Origin of the sequence: Bacillus sp. FSL W8-0640 (genome assembly GCF_038007725.1) — a bacterium.
In the GTDB taxonomy this organism is placed as follows: Bacteria; Bacillota; Bacilli; order Bacillales; family Bacillaceae_G; genus Bacillus_A; species Bacillus_A cereus.
In genome coordinates this window covers 4,404,573-4,418,676 of the sequence record NZ_JBBOXT010000001.1, presented here as the reverse complement: position 1 = coordinate 4,418,676, position 14,104 = coordinate 4,404,573, and the positions used below count along the sequence as shown (strand labels likewise).

The following is a 14,104-nucleotide window of genomic DNA, read 5'->3' as shown; positions in this document are numbered from 1 at the left end:
CAGTGAACGGTTTTTCTAGTAATTGCTAACGGACAACACCGTTATGTTGAACTTGAGCAATTAACAATTATGTTAATTGGAACAAGGGTGGAACCACGAATTCAACACTCGTCCCTTTTTACGGGATGAGTGTTTTTTATTTTGAGAAAAAGAGGAGTGACCAGTGATGGCAGATGTAGTTAAAATTACTTTCCCTGATGGAGCTGTGAAGGAGTTTCCAAAAGGCGTAACAACTGAAGAAATCGCAGCTTCTATTAGCCCAGGCTTAAAGAAAAAAGCTGTAGCTGGAAAATTAAACGATGAGATGATCGATCTTGTTACACCAATCGAAGAAGATGGTGCAGTTTCTATCATTACATTAGATTCTGAAGATGGCCTATATATTTTACGCCATTCAACAGCCCACCTTTTAGCACAAGCGTTAAAACGTTTATATAAAGATGTTAAGGTTGAGCTTGGCATTGGTCCAGTAATTGAAAATGGCTTCTACTACGATATTGATATGGAAGAAGCAATTACAGTTGAAGACTTCAAGAAAATCGAAAAAGAAATGCAAAAAATCGTGAACGAGAACTTAGAAATCGTTCGTCATGAAGTACCACGTGCAGAAGCAATTCGTCGCTTTGAAGAAATCGGCGATGAGTTAAAATTAGATTTAATTAACGATCTTCCAGAAGATGCAGTTATTTCAATCTATGAGCAAGGCGAATTTTTCGACCTTTGTCGTGGTGTTCACCTTCCATCTACAGGGAAAATTAAAGTGTTTAAATTATTAAGCGTTGCAGGTGCTTACTGGCGCGGCGATAGCAATAATAAAATGCTACAACGTATTTACGGTACTGCATTCGTTAAGAAAGCAGAATTAGATGAGCACTTACGTATGCTTGAAGAAGCGAAAGAGCGCGATCACCGTAAATTAGGTAAAGAATTAAAACTATTTACTAATAGCCAAAAAGTAGGACAAGGTTTACCACTTTGGTTACCAAAAGGTGCAACAATCCGCCGCATTATCGAGCGTTACATCGTTGATAAAGAAGCAAGCTTAGGCTATGATCACGTATATACTCCAGTACTAGGGAGCAGAGAGCTTTATGAAACTTCTGGTCACTGGAACCACTACCGTGATGGCATGTTCCCATCAATGGAAATGGATAACGAAGAATTAGTTCTTCGTCCAATGAACTGTCCTCATCATATGATGGTTTATAAAAATGATATTCACAGCTACCGTGAATTACCAATCCGTATTGCAGAACTTGGAACAATGCACCGTTATGAAATGTCAGGTGCGTTATCTGGATTACAACGTGTACGCGGAATGACTTTAAACGATGCGCACATTTTCGTTCGTCCAGATCAAATTAAAGAAGAGTTAAAACGTGTTGTAAACTTAACTCTAGAAGTGTACAAAGATTTCGGTTTAGAGAACTACTCATTCCGTCTATCTTACCGCGACCCAGCAGATACTAAAAAGTATTATGCGGATGATGAGATGTGGGAAAAAGCACAAGGTATGTTAAAAGAAGCTATGGATGAAATGGGTCTTGATTACTATGAAGCTGAAGGTGAAGCGGCATTCTACGGTCCAAAACTTGATGTTCAAGTTCGTACTGCTCTTGGAAAAGACGAAACACTTTCAACTGTACAATTAGACTTCTTACTTCCAGAACGCTTTGAATTATCATACGTTGGCGAAGACGGTAAACAACATCGTCCAGTTGTAATTCACCGTGGTGTTGTATCAACTATGGAACGTTTTGTAGCCTTCTTAATTGAAGAATACAAAGGTGCATTCCCAACATGGTTAGCTCCAGTTCAAGTACAAGTAATTCCAGTTTCTCCGCAAGTACATTTAGACTATGCGAAGAAAGTACAAGACGAATTGCGTCGTGCTGGTATCCGTGTTGAATTAGACACTCGTGAAGAGAAGATCGGTTACAAAATCCGTGAAGCACAAATGCAAAAAATTCCGTACATGCTTGTAGTAGGTGACAATGAAGTAACTGAAAACGGCGTAAACGTACGTAAATATGGTGAACAAAAATCAGAAACAATCGCATTAGATGCTTTTGTTGACATGATTAAAGTAGAAGGAAAACGATAAGAAAAAGCCGCGGTATACCGCGGCTTTTTTATGTAATATACTCGAGAGAAATTAGAAAAAATAACCATGTGACACTTATCATAAAAAAGTATTGCAAGTATGTTAGTTGTTTGTTACAATATTTCTTGTTGTTAGTAAAACACATCGCGTCTTCTTGACAGACGTCATGTCCTATGATAAACTCATCAAGGATAATAGAATATTGTTTTGTGGAACAAGTAGAAGCACCCGCTTCTCACCTGATGGACGCATTCGCAGTTAACAGGTAAATGTATTTCTTACTTAAGATTTTACAAGTGTGGGTGTCGTATGCCCGCACTTTTTTTGTTCGGGTTCTATGACTACAAAATATGTTCTGAGAAAACCTTGGAGGTGGCTTACTATTAGCAAGGATATGATGATTAACGAGCAAATTCGTGCACGTGAAGTACGTTTAGTTGGCGCAAATGGCGATCAACTTGGAATCAAGTCTCGTAATGACGCTTTAGACTTAGCTGCAAATCTTAATCTTGATTTAGTATTAGTTGCTCCAAATGCGAAACCGCCAGTATGCCGCATTATGGACTACGGTAAATTCCGCTTTGAGCAACAGAAGAAAGAAAAAGAGCAGCGCAAAAATCAAAAAGTAATTAGCATGAAAGAAGTTCGTTTAAGTCCAACAATTGATGAACACGACTTTAACACAAAACTTCGTAATGCTATCAAGTTTTTAGAGAAAGGCGACAAGGTTAAAGCGTCAATTCGCTTTAAAGGACGTGCCATTACTCATAAAGAAATCGGTCAACGTGTTTTAGATCGCTTCTCAGAAGCTTGTGCTGAAGTTAGTACAGTTGAATCTAAGCCTAAAATGGAAGGACGCAGTATGTTCTTAGTTTTAGCACCGAAAAACGATAAGTAATAGATAGAGGAGGAAATACCTATGCCTAAACAAAAAACTCATCGCGGCGCTGCAAAGCGTTTCAAAAAGACTGGATCAGGTAAACTGAAACGTTCTCACGCTTACACAAGCCATTTATTCGCTAACAAATCTACAAAAGCTAAACGTAAACTACGTAAAGCTGGTGTAGTAAGCGCTGGTGACTTCAAACGCATTCGTCAAATGCTTGACAACTTAAAATAAGTTCGGCTGATATATAGAACAATTAGGAGGTAATATTATGCCAAGAGTAAAAGGTGGTACAGTTACTCGTCAACGTCGTAAAAAAGTAATTAAATTAGCAAAAGGTTACTACGGTTCAAAAAATACATTATTCAAGGTTGCTAACCAACAGGTTATGAAATCTCTAATGTATGCATTCCGTGACCGCCGTCAAAAGAAACGTGACTTCCGTAAATTATGGATTACACGTATCAACGCAGCAGCTCGTATGAATGGTCTTTCTTACAGCCGCTTAATGCACGGTCTTAAAAATGCTGGCATCGAAGTTAACCGCAAGATGCTTGCTGACTTAGCTGTTCATGACGAAAAAGCTTTCGCTGAATTAGCAACAGTTGCAAAAAACAACATTAACTAATTAATTAGTTAAAACCTTAGAAGAATTTTCTTCTAAGGTTTTTTATTTGTATTCAAAGAGAAGTTAGAAGTGAAAAGAAATTCTAAAGATTAACGACTATGTCATTATCAATATGACAAAATCAATATAAAAGTTATAGCAGTATAGAAGAATATACATATGAAGTCAGGAGAATACTCCTGGCTTTTTTTAATTCTGCTCTTTTGGAAAGAAGAGTATCTTTCCTAGCCGAAACGACACTGCTATAATGGAAAGATGATATGGAACTTTCATCAGATGAACAATTTAAGAGCGATGACTGAAACGTATTTGTAAATTAAGGACAAGCTATTTTATAAAGAGGTAGATAGCTGACTTATTCATAAGAACTGAAACATAATAATGAACTTTGAGATGAAACAACATTGTTGCGAAAAATGCGATGTTGGAGGAGGACAATAGAATGGACTTACTACAACTATTTAAATTACAAAAAGAATTAGATGACCGTATTGCAAAAGAACATGACTTACAACCGAAAAAATTGTTAAAAGAAAAAATGTTAGCTCTTCTTGTAGAAATTGGAGAACTTGCAAATGAAACACGTTGTTTTAAATATTGGAGCAACAAACCAGCTTCGGAACGTGAAGTAATATTAGAAGAGTACGTAGATGGTTTGCATTTTATTTTATCAATCGGAATTGATTTAGGTATTGATAAAAACTTCCTATTCTATAAATGTGCACAAACGAATAAAACACAAGTGGAAATTTTCTTAGACACATATGCGAAAGTAATTCGTTTTACAGATCAACCATCTATTACAAACTATATTGAATTATTTACGAGCTATCTTCGACTTGGACAAGCACTTGAATTTGAGCAAGAAGAGATTGAAAAAGCATATTTAGATAAAAATGAAGTAAATCATCAGCGTCAAACACAAGGATACTAATTTAATTTTTGAATATTTCAATTTAATTATTGTATAATAAATTGACTGAAGAAAAAGGAGGGTGTTGGCAATGACAAAATTAGACGCGACATTGACAATGCTAAAAGAATTAACAGATGCACGTGGTATTGCCGGTAACGAGCGTGAACCACGTGAAGTAATGAAGAAATATATCGAGCCGTTTGCGGACGAACTTTCTACTGATAATTTAGGGAGTTTAGTTGCGAAAAAAGTAGGGGAAGAAAACGGTCCGAAAATTATGGTTGCAGGTCATTTAGATGAAGTTGGATTTATGATTACACAAATCGATGACAAAGGTTTCCTTCGCTTCCAAACGGTTGGTGGCTGGTGGTCACAAGTTATGCTTGCGCAGCGCGTGACGATTGTAACGCGTAAAGGAGATGTAACAGGTGTAATTGGTTCAAAACCACCGCACATTTTACCTCCAGAAGCTCGTAAAAAGCCAGTTGAAATTAAAGACATGTTCATCGATATCGGTGCTTCTAGCCAAGAAGAAGCGATGGAGTGGGGCGTACGACCAGGAGATCAAGTTGTACCTTACTTTGAATTCCAAGTGATGAAGAATGAAAAAATGTTACTTGCAAAAGCATGGGATAACCGAATCGGTTGTGCAATTGCAATTGACGTATTAAAACAATTAAAAGATGAAAAGCATCCAAACGTTGTATACGGCGTTGGAACTGTACAAGAAGAAGTTGGTCTTCGTGGCGCAAAAACATCTGCGAATTATATTAAACCAGATATCGCGTTCGCAGTAGATGTTGGTATCGCTGGAGATACACCGGGTGTAACGTCAAAAGAAGCGCAAAGTAAAATGGGCGATGGACCACAAATCATTTTATATGATGCTTCTGTTATTGGACATACAGGTTTACGTGATTTCGTAGTTGATGTTGCTGATGAATTACAAATCCCGTATCAATATGATTCAGTAGCGGGCGGAGGAACGGATGCGGGTGCGATTCACATTGCTGTAAATGGTATTCCTTCTATGGCAATTACAATTGCAACGCGCTATATCCATTCTCATGCGGCAATGTTACACCGTGATGATTATGAAAATGCAGTAAAGTTAATTGTAGAAGTTATTAAACGTCTTGATAAAGAGGCTGTACATAACATTACATTTAATTAATAGAAAAAGCGAAGGAGATTCTCCTTCGCTTTTTTATGTTTTAAAAAGGCCGTTCTAATCCTGCTGCAGTATGAGCGCCTAAAATAATTAAACGAGTTAATTGCATCGCCATAAAATGCGGAGTATATATCATTCCTCTTTTTAACCATGACATAATCATTCCGATGTGAGCCCCTGTCACATAACTAATCAAAATATCACGAGGAACCATAAGATCTTCATCATCTGGTTGTGAAATAGACAAGCTTAATGTTAAATGCACTTGTATTGTTTTCATCATTTTATAAGAGTAGTTTCCGGCAGCTTTATCCCCAAGCATAACGTTATAAAAGTTTACATTTTCTGCGATATGTTCGAATAAAGCCAAAAATGTAGGGTGAGGTGAATCAAATGTAAGTTGAAAATCTTCTTTATTTCTATTTTTCGGTTTAATTACTTCTGCTAGCTTCTCTAACATTTCTTCAATACTTTTGTCTAATAGGTCATATTTATCATGGTAATGGCTATAAAATGTAGCTCGATTTACAGGAGCGCGTTCTGCGATATGTTGCACAGTTACATTTTCAAAGCCTTTTTCGCCTACTAAAGCGACAAAAGCATCCTGAATGAGTTGTCTCGTTCGCTTTACACGTGGATCATTTGTATTTTTAATAGACATTTTTCTTCTCCTCGTTTAATTTTCTATACTTAAACAACATATTGGTATTATATTGTTGTTTAAGCAACATTTCATACGTAAATTGTCGGTTGTAGATTCAAAATAATTATTTATAATTATAAACGATAGTCCTTCAGAAATCAGCACCGCTCGCAGGTAGATAAATTTCGATTTACGCTGCAGATGGTGTGATTTTTTTGTTAAAAGGTTAATATAATTAACAATTAAACAATCTAAACAATAAGGACATAAATAGTTTAGAAAAAAATTATATGCGATATAAGGAGAGGAATGCAATGAATCAGTTTCGAAGAATGGTAATTATCAACATTATCACATTAATTGTACTAGTTGGCGGCGGTATTGGCGGTTATTACTATTACAACCAAACGGAAAATTACTTAAAAACAGACAATGCAAAGATTGATGGGAAGGTAATTCCGGTTGCTTCACCAGTAGCAGGTAAACTAACTGACTGGAAAGCTGAAGTAGGAAAAAATTATAATGAGAACGATAAACTAGGTACTGTTACTGTAGCGGCAGCTAATGGAGAACAAACAGTAGATGTAACAATTCCACAAAATGCAACGGTTGTACAATCAAACGCAACAACAAATGCTTTCGTTGGAGCTGGTAGCCCGATTGCTTACGCATTCGATATGAACAATTTATGGGTAACAGCAAACATTGAAGAAACAGATGTTGATGATGTTCAAAAAGGTCAAGATGTAGATGTGTATGTAGATGCATACCCAGATACAACGTTAACAGGAAAAGTAGAACAAGTTGGCTTAACAACAGCGAATACATTCTCTATGTTGCCATCAAGCAACGCAACAGCGAACTATACGAAAGTAACACAAGTAGTACCAGTTAAAATTTCTTTAGATCATAGCAAATCAGTAAATATTGTTCCTGGCATGAATGTGACAGTTCGTATTCATAAGTAAGGGGGAGATGAGATGTCCTCAATTGTAATTGCAGGATATGCACTATTTTGTATAATCGTCTTCTTCCTTGTAAATCGTCTTTTACGAAAGAAAAAAACGAAAATGGGAGAAGAACAAGTCCCAGCCGTAAGTAAAATAGAAATAAGTAAAGTTGAAACAGAAGAGAAAGAAATTGAACAAAAGCAAGAATCGGAAATTTCTAATGTAGTTGAGTTAGAAACAGGAAAGCAAGAAGAAGTAAAACAAGAAAAAGAAGTGCCGAAAAAACAAATGTCTACGCCTGTAGAGAATGTGAACGTAAAAGCAGTTGTAGCTGTATTAATTCTCGGCATGTTCGTTTCTATTTTAAACCAAACAATTATTAACGTTGCATTACCTCCGTTAATGAATGAATTTAACGTATCAACTTCAACAGCACAATGGTTAATTACAGGCTTCATGCTTGTAAATGGTATTTTAGTACCGATTAGTGCATTTTTAGTTTCACGATTTACGTATCGTAAATTATTCGTAGCAGCAATGTTATTCTTCACGGTAGGATCTATCATTTGTGCTACTTCCGGAAACTTTACGATGATGATGACGGGCCGCGTAATTCAAGCAGTTGGTGCGGGTATTTTAATGCCGGTTGGTATGAATATCTTTATGACATTGTTCCCGCCTCATAAGCGCGGAGCAGCGATGGGGTTACTAGGTGTAGCGATGATTTTAGCTCCAGCTATCGGACCGACTGTAACAGGTTGGGTAATTGAAAATTACAGCTGGAACTTAATGTTCTATGCGATGTTTATTATCGGTTTAATTATTACGTTCCTATCTTTAAAATTCTTTACACTAGCTCAGCCAGTGTCTAAAACAAAATTAGATGTATTTGGTGTTGTTAGTTCAAGTATTGGGCTAGGAAGCTTGCTGTACGGATTTAGTGAGGCTGGAAATAATAGTTGGACTAGTGCAGAAGTTGTTATTTCACTTATCATTGGTGTAATTGGTTTAGCGTTATTTATTTGGAGAGAGTTAACAACGGACAATAAAATGCTTGATTTACAAGTATTTAAATATCCAGTATTTACTTTCACTTTAGTAATTAACGCAATCGTTACGATGGCATTATTCGGAGGTATGTTATTGCTTCCAGTATATCTGCAAAACATTCGTGGCTTTACGCCAATTGAATCTGGTTTACTACTTCTTCCAGGATCATTAATTATGGGGATCATGGGACCAGTAGCGGGTAAATTATTCGATAAATATGGCATTCGTCCATTAGCGATAATTGGATTGGCAATTACGACGTATGCGACATATGAATTTACAAAATTATCGATGGATACACCGTATAGCGTTATTATGACGGATTATATTATACGTTCAATTGGTATGTCATTCATTATGATGCCAATTATGACGGCTGGTATGAACGCGCTGCCGATGAAATTAATTTCTCACGGTACAGCAACGCAAAATACGTCAAGACAAGTAGCGGGTTCAATCGGAACAGCGATTTTAATTACACTTATGACGCAACAAACGACTGCTCACGTAGCAGATTACGGCAACATGTTAACAACATCAAACCCAATTTTAGTTGATAAAATACATGGCATGGGGCAAAGTTTAGCGGCCTTAGCTGGATCAGCTCAAGCAGGAGACGCGATGAGCACACAACTATTATATGGACAAATTTCAAAGCTATCTGCAATTAACGGTATTAACGATGCCTTCTTAATCGCAACGATACTAGCAGGTATCGCTTGGGTGTTATCGTTCTTCTTACCATCAGGCAATAAACCAAATAGAAAAGCAGGGAATTAATTTCCCTGCTTTTTTTGTCTTTTTAAAGAGTAAGATATAAAAGGTAATAACCACTTACAGAGCATAATCCTGTTATAAATAAAATCGTCCCCATAGAACGAATACTCGATATGTGTCTTCCGTTTACTATAGCTAATAGTCCAGCTAAAGAGAAGAGACCCCAATATAAAGTTCCTGAAATTGGAATCATCCCCTCTAAGTCTATTCCATAACCTATACAAATGATAGGAACAACGATAAGAGATATGCTAATTAAACCAGCTATAATAGTAAATGATTTACGACATTTCATACCAGCAATAATTAAAAAAATGCCGACGATGAATTCGCATAACATTAAAGTAAAAGCTAAAATCATCCAAATTAATATTCCGAACATTTCTGTATTACCTCCGATTTGTGGGTTTCGAAAAAAGTTATATAGAATCAATCACCTACAGACATGAGTACCCAGAAGATAACCCCTAATATTCCAATGGTAAAAATAATGAACCCCATATTACGTATACTTTTAATTTTTGCTTGGAATCCACTTATCCCTGCTAATAATCCAGTTAAAGAAAATAGGGTCCAGTAAAGAGCAGTTGGAATGGGGAAGATTGTATCCATATTAATTCCTATACTTAAAAAAACAAAAGGTAGTGTGACAAAGGATAGGCTAAGTAGCCCCATTAAACCAACGAGTAATTTCCGATATTTAATTCCTGTTACTATTAAAAAAATACCACCAGCAATCCCGCATAGTAAGAGAAGTGGCGTGAAAAGCATCCAAATAACACTAAACATATGTAAACTCCTTTATATGAATTAAGTTATATTTTACTACATGAAGTTTATTTTGGATAATATTAATAAATATGTATAAATTGATGGAAATGAGAAGTGATCATACGAATTAATAAAAGAGGTATCGTGAGGATACCTCTTTCTAATTCAAGAATGCCAACATATTATTCATAATATGAAATAACATAGCTGGAATAATGGATTTTGTTTTTTTACATAAAATAGCCATTAATAATCCCATGAAGAAAGTAATGACCATTACGCCAAGTGAGTATGTATGAGCGATACCGAAGAAGAAGCTTGTTATAATCGCTGCAATCCAAAATGGAAAGCGTTCTGAGAAAAAGCGAAGTATAAAGCCACGGAAAATAAGCTCTTCAAAAATTGGTGTGAGTATTGCAAAGCCGAGAAGTAATAATATTTGATACTGCTTAAAGACATCTAAGTTTAGTGCGGAAGATTGCTGCTTTGTAGCGTCTTGGAACACATAATTTAACAAGATGTAATTGAGTAAAATGTTTATAGCGAAGAAAAGAAGTAAGTATACGTATGTACGCCATTCTCTCAGTGCTTTAAAGTTAAATGATTGTAGTAGTAATTTTTTTGCGGGTTCGAATTTAAAAATGAAGAATAACAACACGGCTAGCTGTAATACAATACTTGCAGTATTTACGATAGATTCATACAGGGCAATTTGTTTTTTATCTGTAAGACCGGCTGTATAAATTGTTAAGGGCATTGCGAGGAACACAGTAATAAGTCCGGTTCCGAAAAAAGCGAATACAACGGAGCTAATAAATTGTCCCCATGACATAGAGTATTTCTGTTCATTAGAAAGTTGTGTAGCGGGTTGCATATGTAGAATCACCTCTTTATATTTGTATATTTAATTATAAGGCATTTTGTTTTCAGGCGTAATATTTAAATATTACATAAAAAGGTGTATTTTCCATAAAATAATAAAAGAGGTATCACCCTGTAGTGATGCCTCTTTCTCATTGATAACTATGTTCTGTCTTGTTATTCAATTTTGCTTGCTCTATTTGCAATTCACGCTCTACCAATCGATCTAATTGCTGAATTGCTTTAAGTGCTTTTTCATAAGAAATTGTTCGATAATGATGCGCTCCGCCCGGTTCTTCATCTGCTTCGTCTGCCCATTTAATAATATTTTGAAGAGATGTTCTTTCAATTTCTTGTTCCACTAAGAAAGAATCTGTATGAAGAAGAATTGCAATAGAAATTTCTTTTGCTAGTTTTGGATGTTCTCCTAATCTAATAAGTAATTTATGTGCTCTTTCAGCACCTTTAATTGCATGGATATCATTCTTTTTATATAAGTCATAATCCCATTCGCCGCCTGTGTACCACGTATGATGTCCGATATCATGAAGGAAGCCAGCTTTTGTGGCAGCATCGACTGAGGCGTGATGCTTTTTGGCTAGGTGAAACGCATGGTAAGCGACAGCAATCGCGTGGACCATTCCAGAACGGTTTACGTATTTTTGTGTAATGTGGTGTTTAAAAATTTGTTCAAGCGTAATACGGTGCATAAAACATTCACTCCTTTTATCTTATGGTGTATATGAAGAAAAATCGATCGGTTTAAATGTATTTTGAACATTGTACTCCATCATAGTTCGTTAGTAAAGTAGAAATGTTTAGGAGAAGAAAAAAAATTTCTGCAAAAAAATCACCTTAGCTTATGCAAAGGTGATTTTCAAATTGCTTATTTTTTTAATCCTTGCTCTAGTGTTTCTAACATTTCGTGCTTTTCATTTTCATCAGCGTTTTTCCAAATGACTTCAAATAAAACGCCAAGACCTGGAAGCATTTTTTCTTCACCGCTTTGAATTGCATCGACGATTGTTTCTTGTAATTGATCTTGTGAATTTCCAGATACATTCGCTAATACAGCACCGCGTAAATTAAAACTCATTGCTTTCACCTCTTCTTCAGAATTGAAACTGACGTTAGTTTTTGTTCTTTTTTATGTAAATATGTATGAAAAATAGGCTATAATGATAAGACAAGAAGAGAGGGAAATACATATTATGAAAAACATTGATTCAGTACAAAATCCGCGTGTAAAGCAGTGGAAAAAGCTGCAAACGAAAAAAGAACGCGATAAAAAAGGTTTATTTTTTGTAGAAGGATTCCACTTAGTCGAGGAAGCTTTGAAGGCAGGAATTGTAACAGAACTTATCGTTTCAGATCAGACAGACCTTCCGAAAGATTGGACAGTTAATGATGTGGAAATGTATATTGTACCTGAGGCGATTGTCAAAATACTTCGTGAAACAGAAACGACACAAGGTGTATTTGCTGTTTGTGAGAAGCATGAGAAAGAAGTAGCTCTTACTGATGGGAAATTCCTTTTATTAGATGGCCTGCAAGACCCAGGTAATTTAGGAACAATTATTCGTACAGCTGATGCAGCTGGTATTCACGCCGTTGTGCTTGGAGAAGGTTGTGTTGATGTTTACAATAGTAAAGTACTCCGCTCTACACAAGGCTCTATTTTCCACTTACCAATTGTAAAAGGGAACTTAGAAGAATGGGTAGACAAGTTAAAAGAAAACAACGTTCCTGTATATGGAACAGCTCTTGAAAATGGAGTTCCGTATGGTGAAGTAACGCCGGCTGGCAGTTTTGCATTAATTGTAGGAAATGAAGGAAATGGCGTACGCCAAGAAATTCTTGCAAAAACGGATCAAAACTTGTATATTCCGATTTACGGCGGGGCAGAATCATTAAATGTTGCGGTTGCAGCAGGGATTTTAACGTATTATTTGCAAAGCCCGGTTGCGAACAAATAAAAAACTTCTTATAATAAGTTGAAGTACATTATATTAAAAGTTAAATAACGAAAAACGTTGATAGAGAAGAGTAACTTACAAAATCGCCATATAGGGAGAGAGTGCCGTAGACTGAAAGCATTCTTATGGTAGACGGAAGTGAATTCACCTCTGGAGTTGACGCCAGGACCATGTATATGTAAAGGCGTTCCGGTCAGAATTGATCGTTATAACTAATGAGTGGGCAGACTTGTTCTGTCAATTTAGGGTGGTACCGCGAATTTACCTCGTCCCTTTTTGGGAGCGAGGTTTTTTTATTTTTAAAATTAGGAGGGTTCCAAAATGGAAGCACGTTTAAAAGAGCTAAAGCAAAAAGCGTTAGAGCTTATTGAAGAAGCGAAAGAGCTAAAGGGCTTAAACGACGTACGCGTAGCGTATTTAGGAAAAAAAGGCCCAATTACAGAAGTATTACGCGGCATGGGAAAATTGTCAGCAGAAGAGCGTCCACGTATGGGAGCATTAGTAAATGAAGTGCGTGAAGCGATTCAAACGCGTTTAGATGACAAAATTAGTAACTTAGAAAAAGCAGTAATCGAAGCGAAATTAGCTACTGAAACAATCGATGTTACACTGCCAGGTCGTCCTGTTGAAACAGGTTGTCACCATCCGTTAACAGCTGTTGTTGAGCAAATTGAAGATGTATTCATCGGTATGGGTTATGAAGTAGCTGAAGGAACAGAAGTAGAAAAAGACTACTACAACTTCGAAGCACTAAACTTACCGAAAGATCACCCAGCGCGTGATATGCAAGATACATTCTACATTACAGAAGAAACGTTACTACGTACACATACATCTTCTGTGCAAGCACGTACGATGGAAAATAATAAAGAAAAAGGCCCAATCAAAATTATTTGTCCTGGTAAAGTGTATCGCCGTGATGACGACGATGCGACGCATTCACATCAGTTCATGCAAATTGAAGGTCTTGTAATTGATAAAAACATTCGTATGAGTGACTTAAAAGGTACACTGCAAGTATTCGTGAAAAAGATGTTCGGTGAAGATCGTGAAATCCGTCTTCGTCCAAGTTTCTTCCCATTCACAGAGCCATCTGTAGAGATGGATATTTCTTGTATGATGTGTCATGGCAAAGGTTGCGGCACTTGTAAAGGAACTGGCTGGATTGAAATTCTAGGCGCAGGTATGGTTCACCCGAACGTACTTGAAATGGCTGGTTATGATTCAAAAGAATATCAAGGTTTCGCATTCGGTATGGGCGCAGAGCGTATCGCAATGTTGAAATACGGAGTAGATGACATTCGTCATTTCTATACAAATGATGTACGTTTCTTACAACAATTCAAACGAGCGTAAGGGAAGGAGAGGATA

16 protein-coding genes and 3 other annotated features (1 of these 19 running past the window's edge) are annotated in these 14,104 nt (G+C 36.5%); of the genes, 10 read left to right on the top strand and 6 right to left on the bottom strand.

The features are described from left to right. Positions 1–119, top strand: a binding site (T-box leader) (it extends 110 nt beyond the left edge of the window). A gap of 47 nt (positions 120–166) precedes the next feature. From thrS to N2V80_RS22805, 6 genes are all read left to right on the top strand, one after another. Then, positions 167–2,104, top strand: coding sequence for a threonine--tRNA ligase (gene thrS, locus N2V80_RS22830; protein WP_000786083.1), 1,938 nt, complete (start codon positions 167–169; stop codon positions 2,102–2,104). A 210-nt stretch (positions 2,105–2,314) separates the two neighbouring features. Further along, positions 2,315–2,435 (top strand) — a sequence feature (ribosomal protein L20 leader region). Positions 2,436–2,498: 63 nt separating this feature from the next. Continuing rightward, complete coding sequence (gene infC, locus N2V80_RS22825) at positions 2,499–3,002, top strand: translation initiation factor IF-3 (RefSeq protein WP_000973215.1); 504 nt, start codon at positions 2,499–2,501, stop codon at positions 3,000–3,002. A gap of 21 nt (positions 3,003–3,023) precedes the next feature. Further along, a complete protein-coding gene (gene rpmI, locus N2V80_RS22820; protein ID WP_001125945.1) occupies positions 3,024–3,224 on the top strand; it encodes a 50S ribosomal protein L35 in 201 nt (66 codons plus the stop codon). A 37-nt stretch (positions 3,225–3,261) separates the two neighbouring features. Next, a complete protein-coding gene (rplT, locus tag N2V80_RS22815; protein ID WP_001138362.1) occupies positions 3,262–3,618 on the top strand; it encodes a 50S ribosomal protein L20 in 357 nt (118 codons plus the stop codon). Positions 3,619–4,060: 442 nt separating this feature from the next. After that, entirely contained in the window at positions 4,061–4,552 is a 492-nt protein-coding gene (locus tag N2V80_RS22810) for a dUTP diphosphatase (RefSeq protein WP_000365050.1), read from the top strand. Between the two features lie 70 nt (positions 4,553–4,622). Further along, the gene (locus N2V80_RS22805) at positions 4,623–5,708 is read left to right on the top strand and encodes a M42 family metallopeptidase (protein ID WP_000163555.1); all 1,086 of its coding nucleotides are present in this window, start codon (positions 4,623–4,625) and stop codon (positions 5,706–5,708) included. A gap of 40 nt (positions 5,709–5,748) precedes the next feature. Here the strand turns inward: N2V80_RS22805 and N2V80_RS22800 are convergent, their stop codons facing one another. Further along, positions 5,749–6,366, bottom strand: a complete 618-nt coding sequence (locus N2V80_RS22800; RefSeq protein WP_000023661.1) for a TetR/AcrR family transcriptional regulator — start codon at positions 6,364–6,366, stop codon at positions 5,749–5,751. Between the two features lie 296 nt (positions 6,367–6,662). On the opposite strand from N2V80_RS22800, the gene N2V80_RS22795 reads away from it, so the two are divergent. Then, positions 6,663–7,316: an HlyD family secretion protein gene (locus N2V80_RS22795; RefSeq protein WP_001071419.1), complete on the top strand. Its 654-nt coding sequence runs from the start codon at positions 6,663–6,665 to the stop codon at positions 7,314–7,316. Positions 7,317–7,328: 12 nt separating this feature from the next. Then, the gene (locus N2V80_RS22790; protein WP_000095268.1) at positions 7,329–9,128 is read left to right on the top strand and encodes a DHA2 family efflux MFS transporter permease subunit; all 1,800 of its coding nucleotides are present in this window, start codon (positions 7,329–7,331) and stop codon (positions 9,126–9,128) included. 22 nt (positions 9,129–9,150) lie between these two features. Here N2V80_RS22790 and N2V80_RS22785 read toward each other — a convergent pair whose 3' ends face one another. From N2V80_RS22785 to sspI, 5 genes are all read right to left on the bottom strand, one after another. Further along, on the bottom strand, positions 9,151–9,507 hold the full coding sequence (locus N2V80_RS22785; RefSeq protein WP_002062504.1) for a hypothetical protein: 357 nt from the start codon (positions 9,505–9,507) through the stop codon (positions 9,151–9,153). Between the two features lie 47 nt (positions 9,508–9,554). Then, positions 9,555–9,914, bottom strand: coding sequence for a hypothetical protein (locus tag N2V80_RS22780; RefSeq protein ID WP_000493175.1), 360 nt, complete (start codon positions 9,912–9,914; stop codon positions 9,555–9,557). A gap of 142 nt (positions 9,915–10,056) precedes the next feature. Then, on the bottom strand, positions 10,057–10,770 hold the full coding sequence (locus N2V80_RS22775) for a CPBP family intramembrane glutamic endopeptidase (RefSeq protein ID WP_001182123.1): 714 nt from the start codon (positions 10,768–10,770) through the stop codon (positions 10,057–10,059). A gap of 139 nt (positions 10,771–10,909) precedes the next feature. Continuing rightward, complete coding sequence (locus N2V80_RS22770) at positions 10,910–11,467, bottom strand: HD domain-containing protein (RefSeq protein ID WP_000554786.1); 558 nt, start codon at positions 11,465–11,467, stop codon at positions 10,910–10,912. Between the two features lie 176 nt (positions 11,468–11,643). Continuing rightward, the gene (gene sspI / locus N2V80_RS22765) at positions 11,644–11,853 is read right to left on the bottom strand and encodes a small acid-soluble spore protein SspI (RefSeq protein ID WP_000009509.1); all 210 of its coding nucleotides are present in this window, start codon (positions 11,851–11,853) and stop codon (positions 11,644–11,646) included. A gap of 82 nt (positions 11,854–11,935) precedes the next feature. On the opposite strand from sspI, the gene N2V80_RS22760 reads away from it, so the two are divergent. Together N2V80_RS22760 and pheS are read left to right on the top strand one after the other, a co-directional pair. Then, positions 11,936–12,733, top strand: coding sequence for a TrmH family RNA methyltransferase (locus tag N2V80_RS22760; RefSeq protein ID WP_001986644.1), 798 nt, complete (start codon positions 11,936–11,938; stop codon positions 12,731–12,733). A gap of 48 nt (positions 12,734–12,781) precedes the next feature. Beyond that, positions 12,782–13,010: a binding site (T-box leader), on the top strand. A 44-nt stretch (positions 13,011–13,054) separates the two neighbouring features. Beyond that, positions 13,055–14,089, top strand: coding sequence for a phenylalanine--tRNA ligase subunit alpha (pheS, locus tag N2V80_RS22755; RefSeq protein ID WP_000388219.1), 1,035 nt, complete (start codon positions 13,055–13,057; stop codon positions 14,087–14,089). Positions 14,090–14,104: the final 15 nt, after the last annotated feature.

What these genes read in the sequence shown, in the direction of transcription:
- rpmI (WP_001125945.1), top strand. Translation starts at nt 3,024, where the DNA reads ATGCCTAAACAAAAAACTCATCGCGGCGCTGCAAAGCGTTTCAAAAAG.
- N2V80_RS22780 (WP_000493175.1), bottom strand. Translation starts at nt 9,914, where the DNA reads ATGTTTAGTGTTATTTGGATGCTTTTCACGCCACTTCTCTTACTATGC.
- N2V80_RS22805 (WP_000163555.1), top strand. Translation starts at nt 4,623, where the DNA reads ATGACAAAATTAGACGCGACATTGACAATGCTAAAAGAATTAACAGAT.
- N2V80_RS22810 (WP_000365050.1), top strand. Translation starts at nt 4,061, where the DNA reads ATGGACTTACTACAACTATTTAAATTACAAAAAGAATTAGATGACCGT.
- infC (WP_000973215.1), top strand. Translation starts at nt 2,499, where the DNA reads ATGATGATTAACGAGCAAATTCGTGCACGTGAAGTACGTTTAGTTGGC.
- rplT (WP_001138362.1), top strand. Translation starts at nt 3,262, where the DNA reads ATGCCAAGAGTAAAAGGTGGTACAGTTACTCGTCAACGTCGTAAAAAA.
- thrS (WP_000786083.1), top strand. Translation starts at nt 167, where the DNA reads ATGGCAGATGTAGTTAAAATTACTTTCCCTGATGGAGCTGTGAAGGAG.
- N2V80_RS22800 (WP_000023661.1), bottom strand. Translation starts at nt 6,366, where the DNA reads ATGTCTATTAAAAATACAAATGATCCACGTGTAAAGCGAACGAGACAA.
- N2V80_RS22770 (WP_000554786.1), bottom strand. Translation starts at nt 11,467, where the DNA reads ATGCACCGTATTACGCTTGAACAAATTTTTAAACACCACATTACACAA.
- N2V80_RS22790 (WP_000095268.1), top strand. Translation starts at nt 7,329, where the DNA reads ATGTCCTCAATTGTAATTGCAGGATATGCACTATTTTGTATAATCGTC.
- N2V80_RS22775 (WP_001182123.1), bottom strand. Translation starts at nt 10,770, where the DNA reads ATGCAACCCGCTACACAACTTTCTAATGAACAGAAATACTCTATGTCA.
- sspI (WP_000009509.1), bottom strand. Translation starts at nt 11,853, where the DNA reads ATGAGTTTTAATTTACGCGGTGCTGTATTAGCGAATGTATCTGGAAAT.
- pheS (WP_000388219.1), top strand. Translation starts at nt 13,055, where the DNA reads ATGGAAGCACGTTTAAAAGAGCTAAAGCAAAAAGCGTTAGAGCTTATT.
- N2V80_RS22785 (WP_002062504.1), bottom strand. Translation starts at nt 9,507, where the DNA reads ATGTTCGGAATATTAATTTGGATGATTTTAGCTTTTACTTTAATGTTA.
- N2V80_RS22795 (WP_001071419.1), top strand. Translation starts at nt 6,663, where the DNA reads ATGAATCAGTTTCGAAGAATGGTAATTATCAACATTATCACATTAATT.
- N2V80_RS22760 (WP_001986644.1), top strand. Translation starts at nt 11,936, where the DNA reads ATGATAAGACAAGAAGAGAGGGAAATACATATTATGAAAAACATTGAT.